This window comes from Rhodococcus sp. SORGH_AS_0303 (assembly GCF_030819335.1).
Taxonomy (GTDB): domain Bacteria; phylum Actinomycetota; class Actinomycetes; order Mycobacteriales; family Mycobacteriaceae; genus Rhodococcoides.
This window is the reverse complement of record NZ_JAUTBO010000001.1, coordinates 4,267,350-4,291,355: the sequence shown is the minus strand read 5'-3', so window position 1 is coordinate 4,291,355 and position 24,006 is coordinate 4,267,350. Positions and strand designations below refer to the sequence as shown.

Sequence of the window (24,006 nt, the reverse complement as noted above, 5' to 3'; positions counted from 1 at the left end):
ACGGTGATCGAAAACTGCACGAAGCTTGAATTGGTGGACATTATCCGACGCGGTGCCTGTACAGCGTAAAGCTCTTCGGGTGTTCCCCTCGGACGGCGCCCGGTCTACCGTGATTCGCATGTGCCGAAACATCACCGAACTGCGCGGCCTCGAGCCTGCGGCGACGGACGAGGAGATCGAGGCGGCCGCGCGTCAGTACGTGCGCAAGGTCAGCGGACTCCGCACACTGTCGGACGCGAACCGGGACGCCTTCGAGACCGCCGTGGCCGAGGTCACCGCGTCGACCACCCGGTTGCTGAGCGTGCTCCCGCCCCGCAAGCAGCCGCCGCAGACGGTCCCGCCGCTACGCCGCCTGGCGCACGCGCACCCTCACTGACCCAGGGGATCGTGCTGGACGTTCTGCATCGGCGTCCCCACCTTGCGCAGTGCGTACAGGGTGGTGCGCACCATCGACGGTGATCCACACACCTGGATCTGCCGATCGGCCCACGATCCGAACCGCGTGACCACCTGCCCGAGCTTGCCCACCATGGTGTGGTTCATGCCCGGCGGGAACTCGCGTGCCGGACCGGGCCGCCACCACGGCTCCTCGGGCTGCTCCACGACCGGCACGATGGTGAGCCACGGGTTGGTGCGTGCCAGGTTCCACAGCGTGTCCAGGTCGTAGAGGTCGCTCGGATACTCGCCGCCCACGAACAGATGCACCCGCGGATTACGGCTCCGCATCGCCATGTCCATCAGCTGCGCACGCAGGGGGGCGATGCCGGTGCCACCCGCGATCATGAGCACGTCCTCGCTGCCAGGCGACGTGTCCACACTGAGTCCGCCCAGCGGCGGCCCGAGCAGCCAGCGGTCGCCCACCGTGGTCTCCGAGACGATGGCCGGACTCACCCAGCCGGCCGACACCCGCCGGACGTGGAACTCGATGCCGCGGTAGTCGTTGGGTGCGATCGCGGGGGAGAGGTACCGCCACATCCGTGGACGCTGCGGGATCTGCACGCTGAGGTACTGGCCGGCGGCGAAGGGAATGTCGGCGTCCGTCTGCAGGCGCACGATCGCGAGGTCGTCGAGCACGCGATGGTGCTCGACCACCGTCGCTCCCCAGTACGGCGGCAGGTCCTCGGTGTCGGCCCCGACGGCCATCGAGTTGCAGATCATCGACACCACGCGGCGCCACGCCGCGTCGGTCTCGTCTGTCCAGACGTCCGGGTCCGCCGTGGTGCGGAACGCGTCGACCAGCGCGTTCTGGGCGGCGAGAAAGTGCGCGCCGGTCAGGCCGTGCTTGCGGTGGTCACGCCCGAGTTGATGGAGGAAGGGCAGGAAGTCGCGGTCGTCGAGGTGCCGGACGACGTGGTCGACGGCGCGCAGGAGGCGGTGCCGCTGCTGATCCATGGCGGCGGGGAAGAAGCCGCGGAAATCGGGGTACTCGGCGAACAGCCGAGCGTAGAAGGCGCCGGCCACGGTGTCCGCGCCGTCGTCGGACAGCGCGGAGGCAACTCCGGCGCGCACTCGCGCCAGGGCCTGCGGGTCCAGCAATGGGCACCTTCGATGGTCGTGGCGGGTGACGGGTTCGTGCGCGAGTGGTGTGTCCGAGAGTAGTGGTCGTGTCCGGTCACGGCCAGCGCGCTGGGCGGCGCCCTCCTGCGTGATGCGGCGTCAACAAACTTGAGCGGAATAGACTCAAGTCGACTAAGGTTGTTCTCGTCGACACACCCGTTCGACCCGAAGGAAGGTGACCGGTGGACGCGTTCACTCCCACCACGAAGACCCAGGCAGCGTTGACCGCTGCACTGCAGTCGGCATCCGCAGCGGGCAACCCGGACATCCGGCCGGCTCACCTGCTCGTCGCACTGCTCGACCAGACGGACGGCATCGCCGCGCCGTTGCTGAAGGCTGTCGGCGTCGACCCGAGCGCGATCCGCTCGCAGGCGCAGACTCTGGTGGACCGTATGCCGTCGGCCACCGGCTCCACCACCCAGCCGCAGCTCGGACGTGACGCGCTGGGCGCGATCACCGCCGCTCAACAGCTGGCCACCGAACTCGACGACGAGTACGTCTCGACCGAGCACCTGGTGGTCGGACTCTCGACGGGCGATTCCGATGTCGCGACGCTGCTCCAGAGGAACGGGGCGACACCGGCGGCGCTGCGCGAGGCGTTCACCACCGTGCGTGGCAGTGCCCGCGTCACGAGCCCGGACCCGGAGGCGACGTACCAGGCTCTGGAGAAGTACTCGACCGACCTCACCGAGGCCGCACGCAGCGGCAAGCTCGATCCGGTCATCGGTCGCGACACCGAGATCCGTCGTGTGGTGCAGGTGCTCTCGCGCCGTACCAAGAACAACCCGGTGCTCATCGGTGAGCCCGGCGTCGGCAAGACCGCGATCGTCGAGGGCCTCGCGCAGCGCATCGTCGCCGGCGACGTCCCGGAGAGCCTGCGCGGCAAGACCGTCGTGTCGCTCGACCTGGGATCGATGGTCGCGGGCGCCAAGTACCGCGGTGAGTTCGAGGAGCGGCTCAAGGCCGTGCTCGACGACATCAAGAACTCGGCCGGCCAGGTCATCACGTTCATCGACGAGCTGCACACCATCGTCGGTGCGGGCGCGACGGGCGAGTCCGCCATGGACGCGGGCAACATGATCAAGCCGATGCTCGCGCGTGGTGAGCTGCGGTTGGTGGGCGCCACGACGCTCGACGAGTACCGCAAGTACATCGAGAAGGACGCCGCACTCGAGCGCCGGTTCCAGCAGGTGCTGGTCGGTGAGCCGTCCGTGGACGACGCGGTCGGCATCCTGCGCGGCCTCAAGGAGCGGTACGAGGTGCACCACGGTGTGCGCATCACCGACTCCGCCCTGGTCGCCGCCGCCACGCTGTCGGATCGCTACATCACCTCACGGTTCCTGCCGGACAAGGCCATCGACCTCGTCGACGAGGCCGCGTCCCGCCTCCGCATGGAGATCGACTCGCGTCCGGTCGAGATCGACGAGATCGAGCGTGTCGTGCGCCGACTCGAGATCGAGGAGATGGCGCTGGCCAAGGAGACCGACGACGCGTCGAAGACCCGTCTCGAGAAGCTGCGCGGTGAGCTGGCGGACAGCAAGGAGAAGCTGGCCGAACTGAGCACGCGCTGGCAGAACGAGAAGAACGCCATCGATTCGGTGCGCGACCTCAAGGAGCAGCTCGAAGCGCTGCGCGGCGAGTCCGAGCGGGCCGAGCGCGACGGTGATCTGGGCAAGGCCGCGGAGCTGCGCTACGGACGCATCCCGTCGCTGGAGAAAGAGCTCGCGGAGAAGACCGCGGCCACCGTTCCCCAGGGTGACGTGATGTTGAAGGAGGAGGTCGGTCCGGACGACGTCGCGGACGTGGTCGCGGCGTGGACCGGTATCCCCGCGGGCCGGATGCTCGAGGGTGAGACGGCGAAGCTCCTCCGCATGGAGGACGAGCTGGGCAGGCGTGTCGTCGGTCAGGACGACGCGGTCCAGGCCGTGTCCGACGCGGTGCGCCGCGCTCGTGCCGGGGTGTCCGATCCGAACCGGCCCACCGGGTCGTTCCTGTTCCTCGGACCGACGGGCGTCGGCAAGACAGAGCTCGCGAAGTCGTTGGCGGACTTCCTGTTCGACGACGAGCGTGCCATGATCCGCATCGACATGAGCGAGTACAGCGAGAAGCACTCGGTGGCTCGACTGGTCGGTGCCCCGCCCGGATACGTCGGGTACGAGGCCGGTGGTCAGCTGACCGAGGCCGTGCGTCGTCGGCCGTACACGGTGGTGCTGTTCGACGAGGTCGAGAAGGCGCATCCGGACGTGTTCGACATCCTGCTCGCCGTGCTCGACGAGGGCCGTCTGACCGACGGTCAGGGCCGAACGGTGGACTTCCGCAACACGATCCTGATCCTCACCTCGAATCTCGGTGCGGGTGGCGACAGGGACCATGTGATGGCGGCGGTGCGTAGCGCATTCAAGCCGGAGTTCGTGAACCGGCTCGACGACGTGGTCGTCTTCGACGCCCTGAGCGAGGAGCAGCTGCAGTCCATCGTCGACATCCAGCTGCTGCAACTGCAGCGCCGCCTGTCGACTCGTCGACTCACGCTGGACGTCACGCCATCGGCCCGGTTCTGGTTGGCCGTACGGGGTTACGACCCGCAGTACGGCGCCCGGCCGCTGCGTCGCCTCATCCAGCAGGCCATCGGCGATCAGTTGGCCAAGCTGCTGCTGGCGGGCAAGGTCGTCGACGGTGACACGGTCACGGTGGACACGTCGGAGGACGGCGCGACGCTCGAGCTGAGCTGAGATCGACGCGTCAACCGTGCACGTGATCATCGATCGTCCACTCGGGCAACGGGTCCGGATAGCCCCTCCAGGCGTCCGGACCCGCTGTCACCTCCGCGTCTGTCAGAAGTGCGGTGTCGAGAAGGTCACGAACCATGTCCGGGCGTAGTCGTACTCCGATGACAACGATCTCCTGGCCGGCCGGAACGTCGATCTCCGACCACGGTTGCGCACCGTCGATGGTGAGGTTCGGGCCCGCTTGCGACCACACCGCCGCCCGGTCCGGTCGCGACGCGATCCAGCAGAAACCTTTGCTTCGCAACACATCGTGCAACCGGTCGAGTGTCAGGTTCAGGCGCGTGGGGTGGAACGGCCGGTCGGCGGTGTAGACGAAGCTCGAGATGCCGAACTCCTCGCTCTCCGGCACGTGGGTGCCGGTGAGCTCGTCGTCCCAGCCCGGGGCGAGTAGCGCGGCCTCGGGGTCGTAGAGACCGGTGTCGAGGATTCGGGCGGGGTCGATGACCCCGTTGATCGTGCGCACGACCTCGGCGCGGGGATTGAGCCGTCGCACGGCGGCGTCGGTGGCTCCGGCGAGAGCGTCGGAGACGAGGTCCGTCTTGCTGATCAGCACGATGTCGGCGAACTCCACCTGGTCCACGAGGAGGTCCGAGATGGATCGTTCGTCATCCTCGGCGACATCGAGCTCACGGTCGTCGAGTGTGTCGCCGCGGGAGATCTCCGTGAGGAAGGTGGAGGCGTCCACGACCGTCACCATCGTGTCCAGGCGGGCCAGGGTGCCGAGGCTGACGGGCGCATCGCTCTGCGGCTCCAACCCTCGGGGCTCGAAGACCCAGTCGAACGACGCCGCGACGGGCATGGGCTCGGAGACACCTGTCGATTCGATCAGCAGGTAGTCGATGTCGCCTGCCGATGCCAGCGTGCCCACGGTCTCGATGAGGTCGTCGCGAAGCGTGCAGCAGATGCAGCCGTTGGTGAGTTCGACCAGCCGCTCCTCGGTGCGGACCAGCGTGGTCGACCCGGTGACCGACCCGTCGATGAGCCTCGCGTCGATGTTGATCTCGCTCATGTCGTTCACGATGACCGCGACCCTGAGACCCTGCCGGTTCGCGAGCACGTGTTCCAGGATGGTGGTCTTGCCGGCGCCGAGGAAGCCGGACAGGACGGTGACGGGGAGCAGAGGTGCCATGCCGTAATGATAACCATTGTCATCAAGCAGTCGGGTGGGGGGTGTCCCTCACGAGCAGTTCCGAGGCGGGTGCGGGGCGGCCGAGCAGGTATCCCTGCACCAGATCCGCTCCCACCTCGCGCGCCGTGGCGAGTTCCTCGGCGGTCTCCACGCCCTCGAAGATGCAGATGGCACCGATCTCCCGCGAGAACGTGACGATGCTGACGGCGGCGGCGCGGCGCATGGGGTCGGTGTCGATGCCGCGCACGATCGAGGCGTCGAGTTTGACCACGCCGGGACGTAGTTCCACCAGTTGGCGCAGACCCGAGTAGCCGGTTCCCACGTCGTCCACCGAGATGAGGACGCCCGCCGAGCGCAACATCTCGACGGCGACGCCCATCCCGTCGTAGTCGTCGATGCGGTCGTGTTCTGTCACCTCCACGATCCAGCGCCTGCCCCTGTCGCCGCGCCCGATCAGGTCCGCGGCGAGATCGCTGGACAGGATGGTGTCCGCCGAGGTGTTGACCGCCACGAACGCGCCCGATGGCAGCACGCCGGACGCGGTGATCGCCGCGTGGATGGCACTGAGTTCGAGGTCCACGCGCAGGCCGACGGTCGACGCGTCGGTGAACCACGTCTGCGGTGAGCCGTACCCGTCGGGGAATCGCGACAACGCCTCGTAGCCGACGACGGCTCCCGTGTCGGTGGTGCAGACGGGCTGGAAGACGATGCTCGGGCCGCCCGACGCGATGAGCGCCGCGATACGGTCGCGCAGGTCCGCCGACGCGGACGCCCGACTGGCGTGGCGACGCTGCATCGTCGCCTCCGCACGCGTCATCAGGTGGTGCAGCGTGGTGCCCACGTCGGCATGCGGGTCGACGGTCTCCGCCACCGAGCCCGTCAGGACCGTGACCGGTGCGCTGCGCAGAGAAGTGCTCTCGAGTCCCGTGGCCAGATCCCGCATCGCGCGATCGGCGGAACCGTCCGGGCCGACGAGAAGCACACACAGGAACTGCGAGGTGCTCAACCGTGCCGCGACGGCGTCCGCCGGAGCCTCGGTGGTGAGCCGCTCGGCGATCTCCTCGAGCACCTCCCGGCCCGAGCCGCGGCCGAAACGCTGCTCGACGTCCGCGAAGTCGGCGATCTCGACGAAGACGCCGAGAGCGGTGCGGCGACTCTGCACGGACTGCGATTGCGACGTCACCCGGTTGTAGAGCCCGCGTCGCGTCAGCAACCCCGTGAGTTGATCGCGTTGCGAGGCCTCGACCTGTCGGCGGAGGTAGGAGACGTACATGCGGATGACGAAGGGCGTGGCGAACATGCTCATCAGCGCGAGCGTGCGTGACAGCACGAGCCAGATCTCCGTGCCCTGCTCGACCGAGACGGCGGCGAGCACGACGAGCAGGCCGCAGGAGAACCCGACATGCAATGTGAGGGTGAGGGTGTCGGTGAACGCCGCTGCGAACAGGGAGACCAGCACCAGTACGGCGCATGCCGGCATCGACAGGAACGCGGAGTCGTACATCGTCACGACGGTGAGCACGCCGACGTCGGAATAGACGACGTAGGCGGTCTCGAAGTGCCTCGGACGCGTGGTCGTGAACCAGGCGACCGCGACGGGAACGGTCGTGGCGGAGAACAGAAGTATCCACACCGCGCCGCCCGGTCGGAGGGCGTCGGAGGGCAGGAGCAGCAGGCCGGCGACGCCGACGAGCACCGTGATGCCCGCGATGACGGCGCGAGATCGTTCTGCTGGTCTCGGCGTCAACGCGAGAAACGACAGAACCGGATCAGGACTGATCCGCTGTGATCTCACGACGACTCGTTTCGACGGTCTGCGGCGCCGGAGTGCGCTGGGAATCAGCACACTCCGACGTCAGACTACCGGCGGCGAGTTCGTGCTGCGGCCAGAACCGAGTCGGCGGCGGGCTTCCACGGCATGCAGATCGCGACGGCCACGGCGCACGCCAGGCACGCGGACACCGTGACGTACGAGGCGAACTGGAATCCCTCGAGGCTTGCGGACTTCATCGCCAGAATCAGTTCCGCCTTCTGCTGTTCGAACAGCGACGGCGTGGGACGCTTCGCCATCTCGATCACCGCGATGACGGTTTCGGACGCGAAACCCTTCTCGCCGTCCGTCATCAGCGACGAGGGCACTGCGTCGAGCAAGGGGGTGACCCGCGCGGAGTAGACCGAGGCGACGATCGAACCCAGTACCGCCACACCGAGTGTGCCGCCGATCTCGCGTGTCGTGTCGTTGACCGCCGACCCGGCGCCTGCGCCGTCCAGGTCGACCGCGGACATGATGGAGTCGGTCGCGGGTCCCTGGACGACGGCCAGTCCCAGTCCCATGAGGACCATCGACAGCAATACCGGGCCGACATAGGGCGTGTCCACGGTGGTCTGGCCGGCGATGGCCATCCCCGTGCTGACGATGAGCAGTCCCAGCACGATGACGGCGGTGGCACCGAAGCGCTGAGCGATCAGCGTGGCGATCGGTGCGCCCACACCCACGGCCACCGCGAACGGCAGTGAGTGCAGGCCGAACTCGAGCGGTGAGTACTCGCGGACGCCCTGGAAGTACTGGGTGATCATGAACAGGAAGCCGAACATGGAGAAGTAGCCGACGGCGATCGACAGGGCCGGGAGCGAGAAGCGACGGTTCGCGAACAGAGTCAGATCGAGAACCGGAGCGGCTGTGCGCTTCTCCCACGCGAGGAAGCCGGCGATCGCCACGGCGGAGAGCGCGTAGCCGGCGAGGGAGGTGGCCGACAGCCATCCGCGATGCGGGGCCTCGATGATCGTCCACACCAGTGCCGTGATCGCCACCAGTGAGGACACGAGTCCGACGACGTCGAAGCGGCCGACGTGCTCGGCGCGCGACTCCGGGACCAGAACCCGAGCGGCGAGGGCCACGACGAGTGCCACGGGCACGTTGATCCAGAAGACCGAGTGCCACGAGAAGTGTTCCAGCAGGTACCCACCCGCGGTCGGACCGATCGCGATGGCGAAGCCGGCCATGGCCGTCCAGGCGGCGATGGCCAGTGCCTTCTCGCGGGGGTCGGTGAAGATGGTGATGATCATGGCCAGCGTCGCCGGGAACACTGCCGCCGCGAAGACGCCCATGACGGCGCGTGCCGCGATGACCTGGCCGAGGTCACTCGACAGCGCCCCCACCACAGACAGCGCCGCCACCCCGAGCAAACCGATGATCATGACGCGGCGGCGTCCGTACCGATCGCCGAAGTGCCCGAGCGCCAACAGGAAGCCGGCGAACGTCAGTGTGTAGGCGTCGACCACCCACTGCAGGCCGGACATCGAGGTCTGGAGCTCGACGCCGATGGACGGCAGCGCGACGTTGACGATGGTGTTGTCGAGGACTACCAGCAACTCGGCCGCGCAGATGACGAGGAGCGCCAGCGCGCGGCCTCGCCCTGACAGCGAGGTGGTGGGTGGTGCCTGATGCAGTGCCATGGAACCCCGCTCCGTCGGTTCTATGCGGTAGCGCATAGAAGGTGGACAGAAGGTAACTGTGTCGCTGCGTCACGGTCAATCGAGTGTGGTGGCCGTCACGCTCGGGTCAGTCGACGGGGGCGACCCTGACATTCGTGGTACGGCTGGTCGCAGACGTCGATCAGATACTCGACCATCGAGGGGGTACGGCAACTGCTGCAGTTCGCCGATCACCTCGAGGTGGTGGAGCCGCAAGAGGCGCGGACACGCATCGCGGAACTGGCGGCAGACCTCGCTCGTCGACATTTCTGACGGTGTCGGTGGCTCCTGTTATCTTCGCACACATGTTCGAGTCGAGGTGGGCGCAGCAGAATCCGGAGGCCATGGGCCTTCCGGTGGCGCTGACCGATGCGTCGATCGAGGAGGCTCTGGACACCGTCGTTCACGCGACCGCCGGCCTCGGCTTCCTGGAGTGGACTCGCTACCGGGCGGCCGCGCACCTCCACGCCCTGATCGTCGCGCCGGTCGAGGCCTCGGACCGCCGACGCCTGGACGCGGCGACACAGTGCGCCGCCCGCATCGCCACCGTGCTGTCCGTCAGTCAGGGTGCCGCTGACGGCATTCTCTTTCGCGCCCTCGTGTTGCGCGATCGCCTGCCGCGTGTCGCAGAGTGTCTGCGGGACGGGCTGCTCGCGCCGAAACACCTGCACACCATCGTCACTCGTACCGATCTGGTGGACGGCCGCGACTACGCCGACGAGGTCGACGCCGAGATCGCTGCCGCCCTTCGGCGTCGCCGTTCGTGGTCCGACACCCGGCTGCGGGACATGGTCGACTGCATCGTTCATCGTCATGATCCTGATGCGGTGCGCGAGAGGCGCATCAAGGCGAAGGAGAATCGCTCTTTCTGGGTCGAGAACGCTCCCGACGGCATGGCAGCCGTCGGTGCCACTCTGGCGGCCGAGGACGCGCTGCTCGTCGCAACCCGTGTCGAGGCTCTTGCCGCGAACGTCTGCTCGCGCGATCCGCGCAGCCGCATCGCTCGCGCGTCCGACGCACTGTTCGCGCTCGTCACCGGCACCGGATTCGGTTGTCAGTGCGGCGATCCCACGTGCACACACACGGAGACCGGCCCCGACTCGATCAGCGCGACCACCGTCGTCGTGCACGTGGTCGGTGACGCGGCCACCCTGGATGCGGCCACCCCAGCTGCATCGAGCCCGGAAGGTGCAGCCCCCGACACCTCCGGCCGCTCCGGCTTCCTGCACGGTCACGGTGTCATCTCGCCCGACCACCTGCGGGATCTGGCGAACCGTTCCGATGCCGTGCGTCGACGGATGGACGCGACGCCCGCAGCCCATCAGCCGGCCGACCCGTACCGGCCCAGCGCGGCACTCGAGACGTTCGTCCGTGCCCGCGACCAGTACTGCACGTGGCCTGGATGCAACAACCCGGCGGTGACGGCGGACCTCGACCACGTGACCGAGTACGACCACGACGACCCGGCCGCCGGTAGACAGACCACGGCGGTGAATCTCAACGGCAAGTGCCGCTTTCACCACACTCTGAAGACGTTCACCGACTTCCTCGACGATCAGTACCCCGACCCGGAGCTACCCGGCAGAGTCCTCTCGACCGTCACCACCCCGGAGGGTCGCACCGTTCCCGGTCCGGCTCACAACGGATACGACCTCCACCCGGAACTGGCCGACGTCACCTTCGACGACCCAGTGGTGCACCCGCCGCCCGGGACCGAGTCGCCACCGACGAGACGACGCACTCGCCTTGCGGCCGTTCATGCGCGGCGACGCGCTGAACGGGCACGCAACCGCCGAGCTCGAGAAGCCGCAGCGATCGACGACCCGCCACCGTTCTGAACGACGGTGGCGGGGCTGTCAGACGCGCGCGGATTCGGCGGCGGTCACGCGTCGCTGACGCAGCACACCGGCCACCACGGTGACCGCTGCCAGCACCGCGGAGAAGCCGATGGCCGTCCGCTGCTCCGGCATGATCACCATCATCACGAGGACGACGACGATGAAGCCGATCGCCAGATACGTCAGCCACGGATACAGCCACATGCGCACCGGAGGTCGGCGACCCTCCCGGTCGAGCGTGCGCCGCAACACCAACTGGCTGGCCGCGATGGCGAGGTACACGAAGAGAGCCACGGCACCGGTGGTCGCGAGCAGGTACCCGAACAGTTTCTCCGGCAGCGCGTAGTTGCCGACGACGGCCACGAATCCTAGTGCGGTGGAGGCCAGTACGGCGACGTAGGGCACGCCGCGGCTCGATACCTTGCGTACCGCCGCGGGGGCGTCGCCACGCTCGGACAGCGAGAACAACATGCGGCTCGCCGTGTACAGCGCGGAGTTCAGGCACGAGGCGACGGCGGTGAGGATGACGACGTCCATAATGCGGTCCGCGTGCGGAATGTTCATCTGCCCCAACACGAACTGGTACGAGCCGGTCTCGGCGTCGAGCTCCGCGGCCGGCACCAGGGCGACGACGATGAAGATCGAGCCGAGGTAGAAGATCATGATGCGCCAGATCACCGAGTTGACCGCGCGGGTGATGCCCTTCTTCGGATCGGGCGACTCCGCGGCGGCGATGGTGACGATCTCGGTGCCCATGAACGAGAACATCGTCGTGAGCATGGCGGCGATGACGGCACCGAAACCGAAGGGCATGAACCCGCCGTCCGACCACAGGTGCGACACCCCGCTGACGTCGCTGCCCGGCAGCAGACCCAGGATCGCGAGCACGCCGAGCGCGATGAACCCGATGATCGCGACCACCTTGATGAGCGCGAACCAGAACTCGAACTCGCCGTAGTTGCCCACGCTCAGCAGGTTGGTGACGGTGAGGATCAGAGTGATGGCGAGAGCCCAGATCCACTGATCACCGCCGATCCACGACGACATGATCAGCGCACCGGCCGTGGCCTCGACCGGGATGACCAGCACCCAGAACCACCAGTAGAGCCACCCGACAGAGAACCCGGCCCAGTGGCCGAGCGCGCGGGTCGCATACGTGGAGAACGATCCGGTGTCGGGGTTGGCGGTCGCCATCTCCCCGAGCATGCGCATCACCAGGACGACGAGGATGCCGGCGAACAGATACGACAACAGCACGGCGGGGCCGGCCAGGTTGATCGCGGTCGCGGATCCGACGAACAGTCCGGCGCCGATGACGCCGGCGATCGAGATCATGGTGATGTGACGTGGTTTCAGGCTGGTTCCCAGAGCGCCGGGTTGTCCGGTCGCGCTGACTGGGTCCGTGTCCTTGTTGTCGATCGACATGTCAGTTCTCCTCGTGAGATGCGAACCTTCCGAGTCGATCACAACGGTCGGTTCGGTGCCCGGCGCACGGCACATCTCGTCCGATTTGCCCGGTCTTTTCGGGGACTATCCTGAGGTCATGACGACGCCGACCGGACCGCGCGACAACGACGACTCGGCTCGCGACCGCGACCAGCCGACGGAGTACCTCGGCACTCCCGGTCACACGTCGGATCCGGGCCAGGCCTACGGGCAGTCCGGCTACAACCCGACCGAGGCGCTCCCGGCAGGCGACTGGTACGCCCAGCAACCGCCGTACGAGCAGGGCTACCCCCAGCAGCAGCAGTATCCGACTCAGGGCTACCCGACACAGCAGGGTCATCCGCAGCAGCAGGGCTACCCGGCACAGCAGGGCTACCCGACGCAGGGCTATCCCCAGTACCAGCAGCCCCCGTACCAGCAGAACCAGTACGGCGAGGCGCCCTTCCTCGAGAACGGCGACAGCAAGCCCCCGCGCGGTCCGAAGACCGCACTCATCGTCGTGGCGGCGCTCGTCGTGATCGCACTCATCGGCACCGGGGCGTATCTGCTGTACGACTCGACGTCGTCCTCGCGCACCGCGGCGCCGGCCATCACGCCGCGCTCCGCCCCGCCCACGACCACGGCGCCGCCGTCGACGAGCGTCCCGCCGCTGGGCTCGCTGCCGGGTCTGGAGCAGATTCCCGGGGGAGTGGGGGAGGCGCTGGGGTCTCAGGGGGCCTCCGTGGGCACGATCATCTCGAACGACGGCACCACCATCGTCATGGACGGGATCGGCGGGTCCACCGTCACTGTGGTGACGAACGCGAACACGCAGATCCTCGCACTCGGCGCCGCCACGGTGGCGGACCTCGCGCCCGGCACCTCGATCGTGGTGCAGGGCACCCCGCTGGCCGAGGGGTCCATCACCGCCGAGGTCATCGTCAGCGCCGGTATCGGCTTCAACTGACGCTGGGGCGTCGACCGACACCACCGAACGAGAGACACCCTCCCCCGCACACGCGGGGGAGGGTGTCTCTCTGTCGATCAGGTCAGGCCTGGCGGGCCATTCCGCGCTCGATAGCCGCGACGATCTGCGGGCGCAGTTCGGCGGCCGCCACGATGTGGTGCACCGAACCGACGGTCCGCGCTCGCTCGATGTTGTGCACCGCCTCGAACTCGGACGCCACCTCACCGAGCTTCTCCGAGCGCACCGCGGTGCGGGTGGCCGACAGCTCCACCTGCAACCGGGCCCGCTCCGTGTCGTCCTCGGAGGAGTTCATGCGTGCCTCCAGATCGCGGACGGACGGGTCGGATGCGGTGCGCTTGTTGACGTCTCGCGTGAAGACCACTGCTGCGGCCGGTGCACCACCGAGGACGGACGCGAACGATCCCTCGACGGCCAGCACCTCCATGTTCTCGTTGAGCGCTCCGGAGAACACCACGAACGCGCCGCCGTGATACCGGGAGACCACGCAGAACACGATCGGTCCGTCGAAGTTGACGATGGCACGGCCGATCTCGGCGCCGTACTCGAGCTGCAGGTTGCGCAGCGACTCCGGTGACCCGTCGAAGCCGGACAGGTTGGCCAGCACCACCAGCGGGCGGTTGCCGCTGGCGGCGTTGATCGCACGGGCCGTCTTCTTGGACGAGCGGGGGAACAGCGTTCCCGACGTCCACTGGTCGGGGCCGTCGGACGGGAACCATCCCTTGCGCGAGATGGCACGCGATTCGATGCCGATCACCGACACCGGGTAACCGTCGAGGTGGGCGTCGAAGACGACGGACGTGTCCGCGTCGGCCATGTCGGCCCACCGCTCGAGCACGGCGTGGTCCTGATCGACCACGGCGCGCATGACGGTGCGGATGTCGAACGGCTTCTTGCGCTCCGGGTTGGTGGCCGAGGAGAAGATGTCGCCGACGGTCTTGAAGTCGCTCGACGGGTGGACGTGCGGGTAGGTCCGCACGTCGCGGTCGACCGGGTCGACGGTCGTCGTGCGGCGCGGGAAGCGTTCTCCCGGTGCGCGATACGCGTGATCGTAGTGCGCGAAGAGGACGTCGCACGCTGCTCCGAGGTTCGGAGCCCAGTACTGCGCCTGCCCGTTGGGGCCCATGACGCGGTCGTAGCCACCGATGCCGAAGTTGTCCTCCGCGGAGACGCCACCGGAGTAGTCCAGGGACTGCTTGCCGGTGAGCACCATCGCGCTCTCCGGCGTCATCACCAGGATGCCCTTGGTGTGCATGAGCATCGTGGCCTCGGCGTTCCAGTACGGCTGCGCGCCGACGTTGATGCCCGCGACGATCACGTTGATCTCGTGACCGGCCTGCGTGAAGGTGATGATGCGGCGCAGAGCCCGCGACACCCAGTCCATGTTCTCCGTGCCGCTGCCCATGGAAATGGTCGCGCCTGAGGAGAGCGCGAACCACTCGACAGGGACGTTCATCTCCTCGGCCAGGTCGATCGCGGCGACGACGCGCGCACACTCGGCCTCGGCCACCGTGCCCAACGCCTTGGTCGGATCGCCGAACAGGGCGACGCGGGTCATGCCCTCCGGGTACAGCGCCGTCGGCGTGGACACCAGGCCCACGATGATGCCCGCGGTGTTCTGACCGTACGGCCGCGAGATGGGTTGCAGCGCACCGGACTCGTCCAGGTCGTACTCGACGAAGGAACCGTCGCGCTTGGTCAGCACGGGGATCAGCTCGTACGGGTACACGGTGCCGCGTGCCTGCGAGCGCTGCACGTTCTGCGTGTACGTGTCCAGCGGGCGCATGGGCTCGGTGGGCGGGTCGGTGATCTTGGTGACCACACCGGTACCGGGTCGGTACGAGAAGCGCAGGGCCTGCATGGTGGGCTCCGCGCCGGGGCGCACCACGACGCGGGCCATCATGGTGATCTCCTCGAGACCGGCGGCCACGGTGAGCGGCGCGAGATGCCGGGCCACGATGCGCAGCTTGTCGAGCGGCAGGTTCAGCACCGGCCACACGTAGAGGACGACGCGATTGTGGTCGAGGCGGCGGTTGCCTCGGCGAGCCTGGGCGCGGCGGATGCCGTCGAGGCACGCGGAGAGTGTGCGCTCGATCGCGGGAACCGAGACCACGTTGCCCTGGGCATCGAATTGCACTGCGGCGTCGCGGATCTCGGCCAGGGCGACCAGTCGCTCGTCCTTGGGGTTGTCCTTCGCCACCAGATCGAACAGGTACGTGCCGGGTGCGGAGGGGATGCGGGTGCCGTCGAAGTTCTTGAGGCGCCACAGGTCCAGTCGCTGACCGGTGAGCGGATGCAGGTCGCGGAGCGAGACGTCCTCTGTCAGAACGCCTGCCTGCGGCCGGAACGTCACCTGGCGCGAGATGCCGGTGCCGCGTCCGAAGACGGTGACCGTGACGCGACGCCACGACGTGGTCGCCGGGTGTGCGGCGATCTCGGTGCGCAGCTCCTCGACCACCTGGTCGCCGTCCTCGGGAGCTGTCGGCCACGAGAGGTACAGATCCACCGCGAGGTTCTCGGGTGCCGGCCCCGCGGTCTCGGTGAGCGCCACCAGCGTCGACGAGAGGCCCGCGCGATCGGTCATCGTCGAGAGCAGGTTGACCTTGCCGCCGACGAGGGTGAAGGTGCCCGAGACATAGTGCTGCCCTTCGCGATCGAAGGCCTTCACGTCCTCGAAGTCACGGATCTCGTAGTACTGGCGGGTGATCACCTCGAGCAGGGCGCCCGGATCGGACATGCGCTGGGAGAGCAGCTCCACGAGCGGCTCCTCCGTGGCGACCAGGGCGTCGATGCGCTCCTGGTGATCGTCGGCGTCGGGCCGCTCGGCCAGGTACTGCAGACTGCCGCGGACACCGTCGTAGACCTGCTCGCGCGCCTTGCGGATCTGCGGCTCGTCGAACAACTGGAAACGGAGGTTGCGGGCGACGTCGCCGATCACCGGGTACCGCACCTGGGTCGCGACGACGAGGCGGTCGAGCACCTCACCGACGGCGCTGTCCGCGTCGGGGGCGACCGACGGGTCGGCGATCCACCGATCGAGGAGCGCCGCGATGGCCGGCACCTGGTTCTCGATGCGCTGCTGCGCCAGGAAGAGTCGGTAGACGGCCTCCTCGAGATCGGTGCCGCGATCGAGATCGTTCTTGTCGTAGTGCCGCAGTGCGCGAGCCAGCTTGTCGCGGAACTCGTCCGGCAGGCCCTGGACGTCGGCGTCGAGCGACTGCAGGAACGCGTGGAAGTGCTCGCGCGGACTGTGGACGCGCTCGTCGGTGCCCTCTTCGTCCATGGTCGGACGGTTACGCGTCAGCTCGCACATGTCGGCGAAGGTGGTGAGCAGGTCCAGCTCGGCGCGGACCAGCTCGCCGTCCTTGCGCGGGAGTGCCCCGCGCAGAGCGTCGTACTCGGCGATGGTGGCGAGCGCACGGGACGCGCTGACGTCGAATCCGCTGAGGAGAGCCCGCAGTTCGTCGAGACGGGCCAGTGCGTCGATGCGGTCGTCGCGGTCGGCGTCGCCGCACGGCGAGCGGAACTCGACCCGGGCGGTGGTGGAGGCGGCGGCCGTCTCACCGATCGGGTCGACGCGCAGCAACGCCGCGCCGTTGTCGACCTGTGCGTTGACGACGGCGAGCACCTCGCTCACCCGACCGGCCGAGGCGGCGCGCACCGCGGTCTCCATCTTCATGGCCTCGAGGACCACGAGCGTCTGTCCCGCCTCGACCTCGTCGCCCACGGCGACCGGCACGGCGACGACGACGGCGGGGGCAGGTGCGCGCACCAGGCCGGCCTCGTCCTGGCTGATCTGGTGGCTCACGCCGTCGACCTCGACGAGATACCCGGCGGGGCCGGGCACGGTGACGACGGAGTAGCGGGTGCCGTCGATCTCGGCGCGACGCTCGAAGGTGCCGAGCCGCTCGATGTCGATGGTGATCTCGTGGTCGTCGACCGCGACCAGGTAGCGGTGCGGTCCCACCTGGCCGACGGTCAGGCGGTAGCCCTGGCCCTGGTAGTTGAGCTCGACCGTGCGGCCGATGTCGTGGCTGGCGCGGGGACGGCCGCCGCGGGCGGACAGCAGGAACTTGGCGCGCTCACGGGCCTCGTCCGCGTCGTAGGCGTCGACGGCCGCGGCGATCAGTGCGACGTCAGCGACGCGGGTGGGGCCCTCCGCGGTGCCCGCGCCGGTGCGGTCGAGCCAGCCGGTGTCGGCAGTGGCGTCGATGAGCTCCTCGCGGTCGAGCAGGTCGAGCAGGAACGACTTCGTGGTGGTGCCGCCGTCGATGACGACTGTGGTCTCGCGAAGCGCCGTACGTAGCCGGGCGAGGGCCTCGGAACGGTCACGGCCCCAGGCGATCACCTTCGCGACCATGGAGTCGTAGTCGGGCGGGATGACGTCGCCCTGGGCGATGCCCGTGTCGACGCGCAGGCCCGATCCGAGCGGGAACTTCAGCAACCGGACGGTGCCGGGCGCCGGTGCGAAACCGTTGTCTGCATCCTCGGCGTTGAGTCGTGCCTCGACGGCGTGACCGAACTCGGTCGGGCAGTCGCCCTCGAGCACGTGGCCGCCCGCGACGAGGATCTGCAGCTTGACCAGGTCGAGGCCCGTCGTCACCTCGGTGATGGGGTGCTCGACCTGCAGGCGCGTGTTGACCTCGAGGAACGTGAAGATCTTCTGCTCCGGCTGGTAGAGGTACTCCACCGTGCCGGCGCCGTGATACCCGGCGGCGCGGACCAGCTCCGCGGAGGCGGCGCGCAGCTCGTCGGCCTGCTCCCGGGTCAGGACGGCCGAACTGGACTCTTCGATGACCTTCTGGTTGCGACGCTGGATCGAGCAGTCGCGGACGCCGGGTGCCCACACGTTGCCGTGGGTGTCGGCGATGACCTGGACCTCGACGTGGCGCGCCTCGGTGACGAGCCGCTCGAGGAAGACGACAGGGTCGCCGAACGAGCGCTCGGCCTCACCCTGGGTGCGCTCGAGTGCGAGCTCGAGCTCGTCCTCGGCGAAGACCTTGCGGATACCGCGACCGCCACCGCCGCTGCGCGCCTTGATGATCAGGGGATAACCGATGGCGGCGGCGTGCCGACGTGCATCGGCGCGGGTCTCGACGGGACCACCGCTCCACGGCGCGACCGGGACGCCCACCTTCTCGGCGAGGATCTTGGCCTCGACCTTGTCGCCGAGCAGGCGCATCGAGGCAGCGGACGGGCCGATGAACGTGATGCCCAGGCGAGCGCAGATGTCGGCGAAGGTCGGGTCCTCGGCGACGAAGCCCCAGCCGACCCACACGGCGTCGGCGCGGGCCTCGACGAGTGCGCGCTCGAGTTCGACGTAGTCGAGGTAGGGGTTCTGCACGCCCGTCTTGCGGAGCGTGACGGCCTCGTCGGCCTGGCGGACGAACATCGCCTTCCGCTCGGCGTCGGTGTGCAGAGCGATGACGCGCAGAGGCTCGGCGGACCGCGATTCGTTGTTCAGCTCGCGTACCGCTCGGATGAGGCGAACAGCTGCTTCGCCTCGGTTGACTACTGCTATGCGTGTGAACATGCGCTCCGCCGTCTCGAAGGGAAAGTGTCTTCCGAGCCAGTGTGACGGTCCACGAGCGTACTGGCGAGTACATCTCACCAACGCCCGAAAGGGTCGTGATCGGTCACTGACCTGTGGCGATGCGCTACCCACGGGTATACCGGCGGGTAATGACACGATGGGCCGACGACGGCGCCGTGCCCCGGGAAAAGTACAGTGGAGAGCGATGACAGCGATGTGGTTCGGCCTTGCTCTGATCGCACTCCTCGGTGCGGTGGCACTGCTGTACATCGATCGCGCCCGCCGCGGACAGCAGGGCCGGGTGCGTCAGATCTGGGCGAAAGCGCAGGGCTACCAGTACGTTCCCGCCGATCCCGACCTGCCGTCGACCTTCTCGCGCGCGGCCATGGCGAACCAGGAGTTCCTCGGTGCCGTCGACGTGGTCGAGGGTGTGCGACGCGGCGAGGAGTTCGTCCTGTTCGACCTCGAGGACGCCGCGACCGTCGTGGCGGTGCGCCGCGAGGTGGGATCCGACGTCGACCTCGATCTGCGGTCCCGCACGACGCCGCCGCCCAAGGAGGCCGACATGCAGCTCCTCGGCTCGCTGGGTCCGCGCATCATCTTCGCGACCGACCTCGACGTGGCACGGCGAGTCTGTGACCAGCGCATGGTCGCATTCACGCACTCGGTGCCCGATGTGGTGCAGCTGCTGTGGAGCGAGGGTCCGTGGACGCTGGGCACCGTTCCGGTGGGCAGTTCGGGACGCGACTGGGACGCCGCGATCGACGCCGTCACCCGCCTGTCCGGCCTTCTGCACGTGTTGCCGCCCTCGCGACGCCGCGCAGCACCCGGACGCGACGACTGATCGTTTCATCAGCCACGTGCTGCCGTGAGGAACCTCACCCGTTAGTCTCGTGCGCATGTCGACTCCAACACCGCGGCCCATCGCACTCGTCACCGGTCCGACGTCCGGCATCGGCGGCGGGTTCGCCCGCCGTCTCGCCGCCAGTGGCCACGACCTCGTCCTGGTCGCCCGCGACACCGTCAGGCTCGAGGCACTGGCCGACGAGCTACGCGCGTCGTACGGCACCTCGTCGGAGATCCTGGGCGCGGACCTCGCGACCGAGGAGGGCCGCGCTGCCGTGGTCGCCCGACTGCAGGAGGGCGTGCAGGTCCTGATCAACAACGCCGGCTTCGGCACGTCCGGCGAGTTCTGGACGGCGGATCCCGCGCTGCTGCAGTCGCAGCTCGACGTCAACGTCACCGCCGTCATGCAGTTCACCCGCGCGGCGCTGCCGTCGATGATCGCGGGTGCGAAGGGCTCGGTGATCAACGTGGCCAGCGTCGCCGGCCTGCTGTCGGGTCGCGGTTCCACGTACTCCGCGTCGAAGGCGTACGTCGTCTCGTTCAGCGAGGGTCTCGCGGGCGGTCTCGCCGGCACCGGCGTCCGCATCCAGGCTCTGTGCCCGGGCTTCGTGCGGACCGAGTTCCACGAGCGCGCCGGCATCGAGATGTCGTCGATTCCGTCGTTCATGTACCTCTCCGTGGACCAGGTCGTCGACGCCTCGCTCGCCGACCTGGACAAGAACACCGTGCTGAGTGTGCCTGGGCTTCAGTACAAGTCACTGACTTCGGTATCGCGTCTGGTGCCCCGTACCATCGCTCGCCGCGTGGTCTCCCTGGTCGGCAGCGCGCGCGGTCGCACGTAGGCTCCGGCGGCCGGGGCGAACCCTCGACCTCGGGTCGACGTTCATACTCGACGGCGCTATGTTTCTGGTGTGACTGTTGTGGCCCTGGTGGCGTTCGTGATGATCATCGGTATCGGCTGGATCGTGTCGGTCGTCCGGCGGACACGTCGGTCGGCCGACTCCGTCGCTGCCGGACTGAACCTGCTCGAGATCGAGCTCGATCGACGACGGGCCGTGATCCCCGATCTCGTGCGCGCTGCCGTCGACGCAGATCTCGACCGCGCCGCCGTGAACCAACTCGTCGGAGCGCGGTCGCTGTCGGCCATGATGCGGGATCGGCGCGCCGAGCTCGGCGCCCGGGCCGGCGCCGAGAACGCGCTGTCGGTCGCGCTGCACGAGGTGCTCTTCGACGGTCGGGCCAGTGGGCCTCTCGGGTGGGACTTCAGTTCGCCCGCAACGGAACTCGATCGCATCGAGCATCGCGTCGCCGGGGCCGTCCGCGTGTACAACACGCAGGCCTCGTCGTTGGCCTCGCTCGCCGACTCGCCGTTGTCCGGACCCGTCGTCCGGCTGTTGGGCGTCCGGGCACCCGAGGCGTTCGCCGAGACCGCGGACGCCGACACGGCGTGGTTGCGGGCGCCGCAGCACGCCGCCTGAGCGCACCCGATAGATTCACTGCTCGTGGCAGCTACCGAGAAGTCCGAACTGGCAGAACTGGTCCGCGAGTTGGCCGTCGTGCACGGGAAGGTGACGCTGTCGTCGGGCACGGAAGCCGACTACTACGTCGACCTGCGCCGTGCGACGCTGCACCACCGCGCCGGTGCCCTCATCGGGCAGCTCATGCGAGAACTGGTGTCGGACTGGGATTTCGACGCCGTGGGCGGACTCACCATGGGTGCCGACCCCGTCGCGTTGGCGGTGATGCACGCGCCTGGCCGTCCCATCGACGCGTTCGTCGTCCGCAAGGCGGCCAAGGCCCACGGCATGCAGCGCCAGATCGAGGGCCCGGACATCGTGGGCAAACGGGTCCTGGTCGTCGAGGACACCACCACCACCGGCAACTCCCCGCTCACGGCCGTCGCGGCTCTGCGTGACGCCGGTGCCGTCGTGGTGGGCGTCGCTACGGTGGTGGACCGCGCCACCGGCGCCGACGCGGTCATCGCGGCCGAGGGTCTCGAGTACCGGTCCCTCCTCGGTCTGGGCGACCTGAACCTCTGAGCTCTACTGCCAGCCGACGGCGGTGAAGGGCGCGTTCGTCGTCACGCGGCCGACGATGCCGGCGTGCGCAAAGTCCTTGGCCGTGGCCACCGCGTCCTGGACAGAGGAACCCTTCGCCAGCTCGGCGGTGATGGCGGCGGCGAAGATGCAGCCGGCTCCGGAGACGCGCTCCTCGCCGATCTTCGGCGCACGGAACACCGAGACGTCGGTGCCGTCGAACAGGACGTCGACGGCCTCGTCGCCGGGCAGACCCGCGCCGCCCTTGACCACCACGTAGCGCGGTCCGAGGTCCGCGATGCGGCGGGCGGCCTCCGACAGATCGTCGACGGACTCGATCGAGTCCATTCCCGACAAGGTCTGCGCCTCGAAGAGATTGGGCGTGACGACGGTCGCGAGCGGGAGGATCTCGGCGCGCAGGGCGTTGTCCGTGTCCAGCGCCGCGCCCGGCTCCTGGCCCTTGCAGATGAGGACGGGATCCACGACGACGTGTCGCCACGGCTGCTGACGGAGCGACTCGGCGACGGTGGCAACGGTCTCGGGTGTGCCGAGCATGCCGATCTTCACGACGTCCAGTGAGTGGGCAGCCGTCGCCGCCTCGATCTGGTCGGCGATCACCGGTCCCGCGATGGGGACGAAACGGTGGCCCCACCCGGCCTTCGGATCGAACGAGACGATGCAGGTGATGGTGCCGACGCCGTAGACCCCGAGCCGCTCGAACGTCTTGAGGTCGGCCTGCAGGCCGGCGCCTCCCGTGGCTTCGGATCCGGCGATGACGTAGGCGAGTGTCGGCATGTCTTCATCATCCCAAAACGCCGAGAGCGCGTGGGTGCGGGGCCGAGAGAGCCCCCGCACCCACGCGCTCGGTCGTCAGGAGCGAGTGCCCTTGCGACGCGAGAGTGCGAACGCACCGACACCCGCGACGGCGACGACGGCCACGCCGGTGCCGATCGCGGCGACGGGCAGTCCGCCCTCGTCGTTCGAGGCACTCGCCTGATCCGACCCCGCGAGGCTCGACTCGGACGACACGAGACCGATCTCCGGCAGTTCGCCGGCGACGATGACGTTGCCCTCCTCGTCGTCGGTGAAGTAGTCGACCACCTTGAACGTGCGCGTCGGGCCGTCGACGTAGAAGCCGATGAGACGGATTCCGGAGGCGGTGACCTCGACCGTGGTGGAGTCGATGGTCGCGACCTCGACGTCCTCCTTCTTCTCGTCGCCGACCTCGACCGTGACGGTCTCCTTGGCGGCGTTCTCCGCGGCAGCCTCGTCGGCGGCCTTCTTGTCCGCGGCATCCTTCGCAGCTGCCTCGGCCTCGGCCTTCGCTGCTGCGGCGGCCTCGGCTGCTGCTGCCGCCTCGGCGTCACCGGCTGCTTCGAGCCGCTTCGCGTTCTCCTCGGCGACCGTGGCGGCCACCTGCGTCGTCGCTGCCTTGACGACAGCGGCGAAGAGCGTCGACGCCTTCGCGTACGCGGCCTGGATCGCCGTGGTGACCTTGGCGGCGTCGAGCGTCGCGAACGCGTCACCGACGGCCTTCAACGACTCCTCGGCAGCCTTCGTGGCCTCCTCCGCGGCGGTGCGCGCGGCGGCTGCGGCCTCGGCCTTCGCATCGGCGTCCGCACGCGCGGCCTCTGCCTCGGTCGGATCCGCGGCAGCGTCGCCCTCGAGCTCGTCGGCCTTGTCCTTCGCAGCGTCGGCCTCGGCCTGAGCGGCGTCCGCCTTGCTCTTCTCCTCGTCCGCTGCAGCCTTGGCGGCGTCCGCCTCTTCCTGCGCCTTGGCGGCGACACCGGCGGCGACGATGCTCTCCTGCTCGGCGACCGACGCCGATTCCTCGGCCTTGGATGCCTCGAGCTCGGCCTTCGCTTCGTCGACCTCGGCCTCGGCAGCGGCGTCGCCGCCCTGCGCTGCGGCGATGGCGTCGTCGAGGAATGCCTGCGCCTTCTTGATGGCGTCGACGGCGGCCTTGGTGGCGTCCTTGGCCACCTGCAGTGCCTTCTTCTCGTCCTCGGTCAGCTTCGCGTCGATGTCGACCTTGATGGAGGAGTTGCCCTCGTCGTCGACCACGACGGAACCGGTGACCTGCGGCAGCGGCCGGGCCGGGGGAGCGGTGGTGGGCACGGTGGTGACCGGTGGCGCATCCGTCGCCGAGGGTTCCTGCTCGGTGCTCGACGTGGCGGGAGCCTCGGTGGTGGTGCTCGTGGAGGACTCGCTGCTCTCCGAGCTGTCCGGCTGATCCTGCTGGGCGACGGCCACGGCGGGTGCGGCGACAGCCAGCGACACGGCGAGCACGGCGCCTGCTGCAGCGAGCCGCGTCCTGCGGGCACGGGTGATGGACTTGTCCGACATGAATGGCCTTTCGATACCGAAGACGGCATTCCTGCCGTATCCGAGAAGCGG

At 68.6% G+C, this 24,006-nt stretch carries 16 protein-coding genes and 1 pseudogene; 9 read left to right on the top strand and 8 right to left on the bottom strand.

Annotation, left to right across the window (positions count from 1 at the left end):
* Window positions 1-118 precede the first annotated feature (118 nt).
* Complete coding sequence (locus QE449_RS20325) at window positions 119-376, top strand: DUF2277 domain-containing protein (protein ID WP_027506433.1); 258 nt, start codon at window positions 119-121, stop codon at window positions 374-376.
* Here the strand turns inward: QE449_RS20325 and QE449_RS20320 are convergent.
* A complete protein-coding gene (locus tag QE449_RS20320) occupies window positions 370-1,533 on the bottom strand; it encodes a globin domain-containing protein (protein WP_027506432.1) in 1,164 nt (387 codons plus the stop codon). The two genes, QE449_RS20325 and QE449_RS20320, sit on opposite strands and share 7 nt — an antisense overlap.
* Before the next feature lie 206 nt (window positions 1,534-1,739).
* On the opposite strand from QE449_RS20320, the gene clpB reads away from it, so the two are divergent.
* Entirely contained in the window at window positions 1,740-4,286 is a 2,547-nt protein-coding gene (gene clpB, locus QE449_RS20315) for an ATP-dependent chaperone ClpB (RefSeq protein ID WP_307109557.1), read from the top strand.
* A 10-nt stretch (window positions 4,287-4,296) separates the two neighbouring features.
* On the opposite strand, the gene QE449_RS20310 is transcribed toward clpB, so the two are convergent.
* The 3 genes from QE449_RS20310 to QE449_RS20300 all read right to left on the bottom strand — a co-directional run bounded on the left by QE449_RS20310 (window position 4,297) and on the right by QE449_RS20300 (window position 8,928).
* Window positions 4,297-5,472 carry a GTP-binding protein gene (locus tag QE449_RS20310; protein WP_307109556.1) on the bottom strand — a complete coding sequence of 392 codons (1,176 nt, stop codon included), beginning with the start codon at window positions 5,470-5,472 and terminating at the stop codon, window positions 4,297-4,299.
* A gap of 22 nt (window positions 5,473-5,494) precedes the next feature.
* Window positions 5,495-7,267: an EAL domain-containing protein gene (locus tag QE449_RS20305; RefSeq protein ID WP_307109555.1), complete on the bottom strand. Its 1,773-nt coding sequence runs from the start codon at window positions 7,265-7,267 to the stop codon at window positions 5,495-5,497.
* A gap of 65 nt (window positions 7,268-7,332) precedes the next feature.
* Window positions 7,333-8,928: an MFS transporter gene (locus QE449_RS20300; RefSeq protein WP_307109554.1), complete on the bottom strand. Its 1,596-nt coding sequence runs from the start codon at window positions 8,926-8,928 to the stop codon at window positions 7,333-7,335.
* 156 nt (window positions 8,929-9,084) lie between these two features.
* Here QE449_RS20300 and QE449_RS21510 point away from each other — a divergent pair.
* Together QE449_RS21510 and QE449_RS20295 are read left to right on the top strand one after the other, a co-directional pair.
* Window positions 9,085-9,219, top strand: a pseudogene (locus tag QE449_RS21510) (WYL domain-containing protein); the annotation flags it as partial.
* Between the two features lie 32 nt (window positions 9,220-9,251).
* Window positions 9,252-10,784 (top strand): HNH endonuclease signature motif containing protein, encoded by a 1,533-nt coding sequence (locus tag QE449_RS20295; protein ID WP_307109553.1) that lies wholly within the window; start codon window positions 9,252-9,254, stop codon window positions 10,782-10,784.
* Window positions 10,785-10,802: 18 nt separating this feature from the next.
* Here the strand turns inward: QE449_RS20295 and QE449_RS20290 are convergent, their stop codons facing one another.
* The gene (locus QE449_RS20290; protein WP_307109552.1) at window positions 10,803-12,209 is read right to left on the bottom strand and encodes an amino acid permease; all 1,407 of its coding nucleotides are present in this window, start codon (window positions 12,207-12,209) and stop codon (window positions 10,803-10,805) included.
* Between the two features lie 118 nt (window positions 12,210-12,327).
* Between QE449_RS20290 and QE449_RS20285 the strand changes: the two genes are divergently transcribed.
* Window positions 12,328-13,176, top strand: a complete 849-nt coding sequence (locus QE449_RS20285) for a hypothetical protein (protein ID WP_197027822.1) — start codon at window positions 12,328-12,330, stop codon at window positions 13,174-13,176.
* 82 nt (window positions 13,177-13,258) lie between these two features.
* Here the strand turns inward: QE449_RS20285 and QE449_RS20280 are convergent, their stop codons facing one another.
* Entirely contained in the window at window positions 13,259-18,727 is a 5,469-nt protein-coding gene (locus tag QE449_RS20280; RefSeq protein WP_027506427.1) for a carboxyl transferase domain-containing protein, read from the bottom strand.
* Between the two features lie 214 nt (window positions 18,728-18,941).
* Between QE449_RS20280 and QE449_RS20275 the strand changes: the two genes are divergently transcribed.
* The 4 genes from QE449_RS20275 (at window position 18,942) to pyrE (ending at window position 21,612) form a co-directional block, all read left to right on the top strand.
* Window positions 18,942-19,571, top strand: coding sequence for a hypothetical protein (locus tag QE449_RS20275; RefSeq protein WP_051613537.1), 630 nt, complete (start codon window positions 18,942-18,944; stop codon window positions 19,569-19,571).
* 55 nt (window positions 19,572-19,626) lie between these two features.
* Window positions 19,627-20,415, top strand: coding sequence for an SDR family oxidoreductase (locus QE449_RS20270; protein ID WP_307109551.1), 789 nt, complete (start codon window positions 19,627-19,629; stop codon window positions 20,413-20,415).
* 69 nt (window positions 20,416-20,484) lie between these two features.
* Entirely contained in the window at window positions 20,485-21,051 is a 567-nt protein-coding gene (locus QE449_RS20265; protein ID WP_155957081.1) for a hypothetical protein, read from the top strand.
* Window positions 21,052-21,075: 24 nt separating this feature from the next.
* Window positions 21,076-21,612 carry an orotate phosphoribosyltransferase gene (gene pyrE, locus QE449_RS20260; protein ID WP_037186299.1) on the top strand — a complete coding sequence of 179 codons (537 nt, stop codon included), beginning with the start codon at window positions 21,076-21,078 and terminating at the stop codon, window positions 21,610-21,612.
* Between the two features lie 3 nt (window positions 21,613-21,615).
* On the opposite strand, the gene thiD is transcribed toward pyrE, so the two are convergent.
* Window positions 21,616-22,404 (bottom strand): bifunctional hydroxymethylpyrimidine kinase/phosphomethylpyrimidine kinase, encoded by a 789-nt coding sequence (gene thiD / locus QE449_RS20255; RefSeq protein ID WP_056443661.1) that lies wholly within the window; start codon window positions 22,402-22,404, stop codon window positions 21,616-21,618.
* A 75-nt stretch (window positions 22,405-22,479) separates the two neighbouring features.
* Window positions 22,480-23,955: a hypothetical protein gene (locus tag QE449_RS20250; RefSeq protein ID WP_307109550.1), complete on the bottom strand. Its 1,476-nt coding sequence runs from the start codon at window positions 23,953-23,955 to the stop codon at window positions 22,480-22,482.
* Between the last annotated feature and the right edge of the window lie 51 nt (window positions 23,956-24,006).

What these genes read in the sequence shown, in the direction of transcription:
- QE449_RS20325 (WP_027506433.1), top strand. Translation starts at nt 119, where the DNA reads ATGTGCCGAAACATCACCGAACTGCGCGGCCTCGAGCCTGCGGCGACG.
- QE449_RS20310 (WP_307109556.1), bottom strand. Translation starts at nt 5,472, where the DNA reads ATGGCACCTCTGCTCCCCGTCACCGTCCTGTCCGGCTTCCTCGGCGCC.
- QE449_RS20300 (WP_307109554.1), bottom strand. Translation starts at nt 8,928, where the DNA reads ATGGCACTGCATCAGGCACCACCCACCACCTCGCTGTCAGGGCGAGGC.
- QE449_RS20295 (WP_307109553.1), top strand. Translation starts at nt 9,252, where the DNA reads ATGTTCGAGTCGAGGTGGGCGCAGCAGAATCCGGAGGCCATGGGCCTT.
- QE449_RS20290 (WP_307109552.1), bottom strand. Translation starts at nt 12,209, where the DNA reads ATGTCGATCGACAACAAGGACACGGACCCAGTCAGCGCGACCGGACAA.
- QE449_RS20285 (WP_197027822.1), top strand. Translation starts at nt 12,328, where the DNA reads ATGACGACGCCGACCGGACCGCGCGACAACGACGACTCGGCTCGCGAC.
- QE449_RS20280 (WP_027506427.1), bottom strand. Translation starts at nt 18,727, where the DNA reads ATGTTCACACGCATAGCAGTAGTCAACCGAGGCGAAGCAGCTGTTCGC.
- QE449_RS20275 (WP_051613537.1), top strand. Translation starts at nt 18,942, where the DNA reads ATGTGGTTCGGCCTTGCTCTGATCGCACTCCTCGGTGCGGTGGCACTG.
- QE449_RS20270 (WP_307109551.1), top strand. Translation starts at nt 19,627, where the DNA reads ATGTCGACTCCAACACCGCGGCCCATCGCACTCGTCACCGGTCCGACG.
- thiD (WP_056443661.1), bottom strand. Translation starts at nt 22,404, where the DNA reads ATGCCGACACTCGCCTACGTCATCGCCGGATCCGAAGCCACGGGAGGC.
- QE449_RS20250 (WP_307109550.1), bottom strand. Translation starts at nt 23,955, where the DNA reads ATGTCGGACAAGTCCATCACCCGTGCCCGCAGGACGCGGCTCGCTGCA.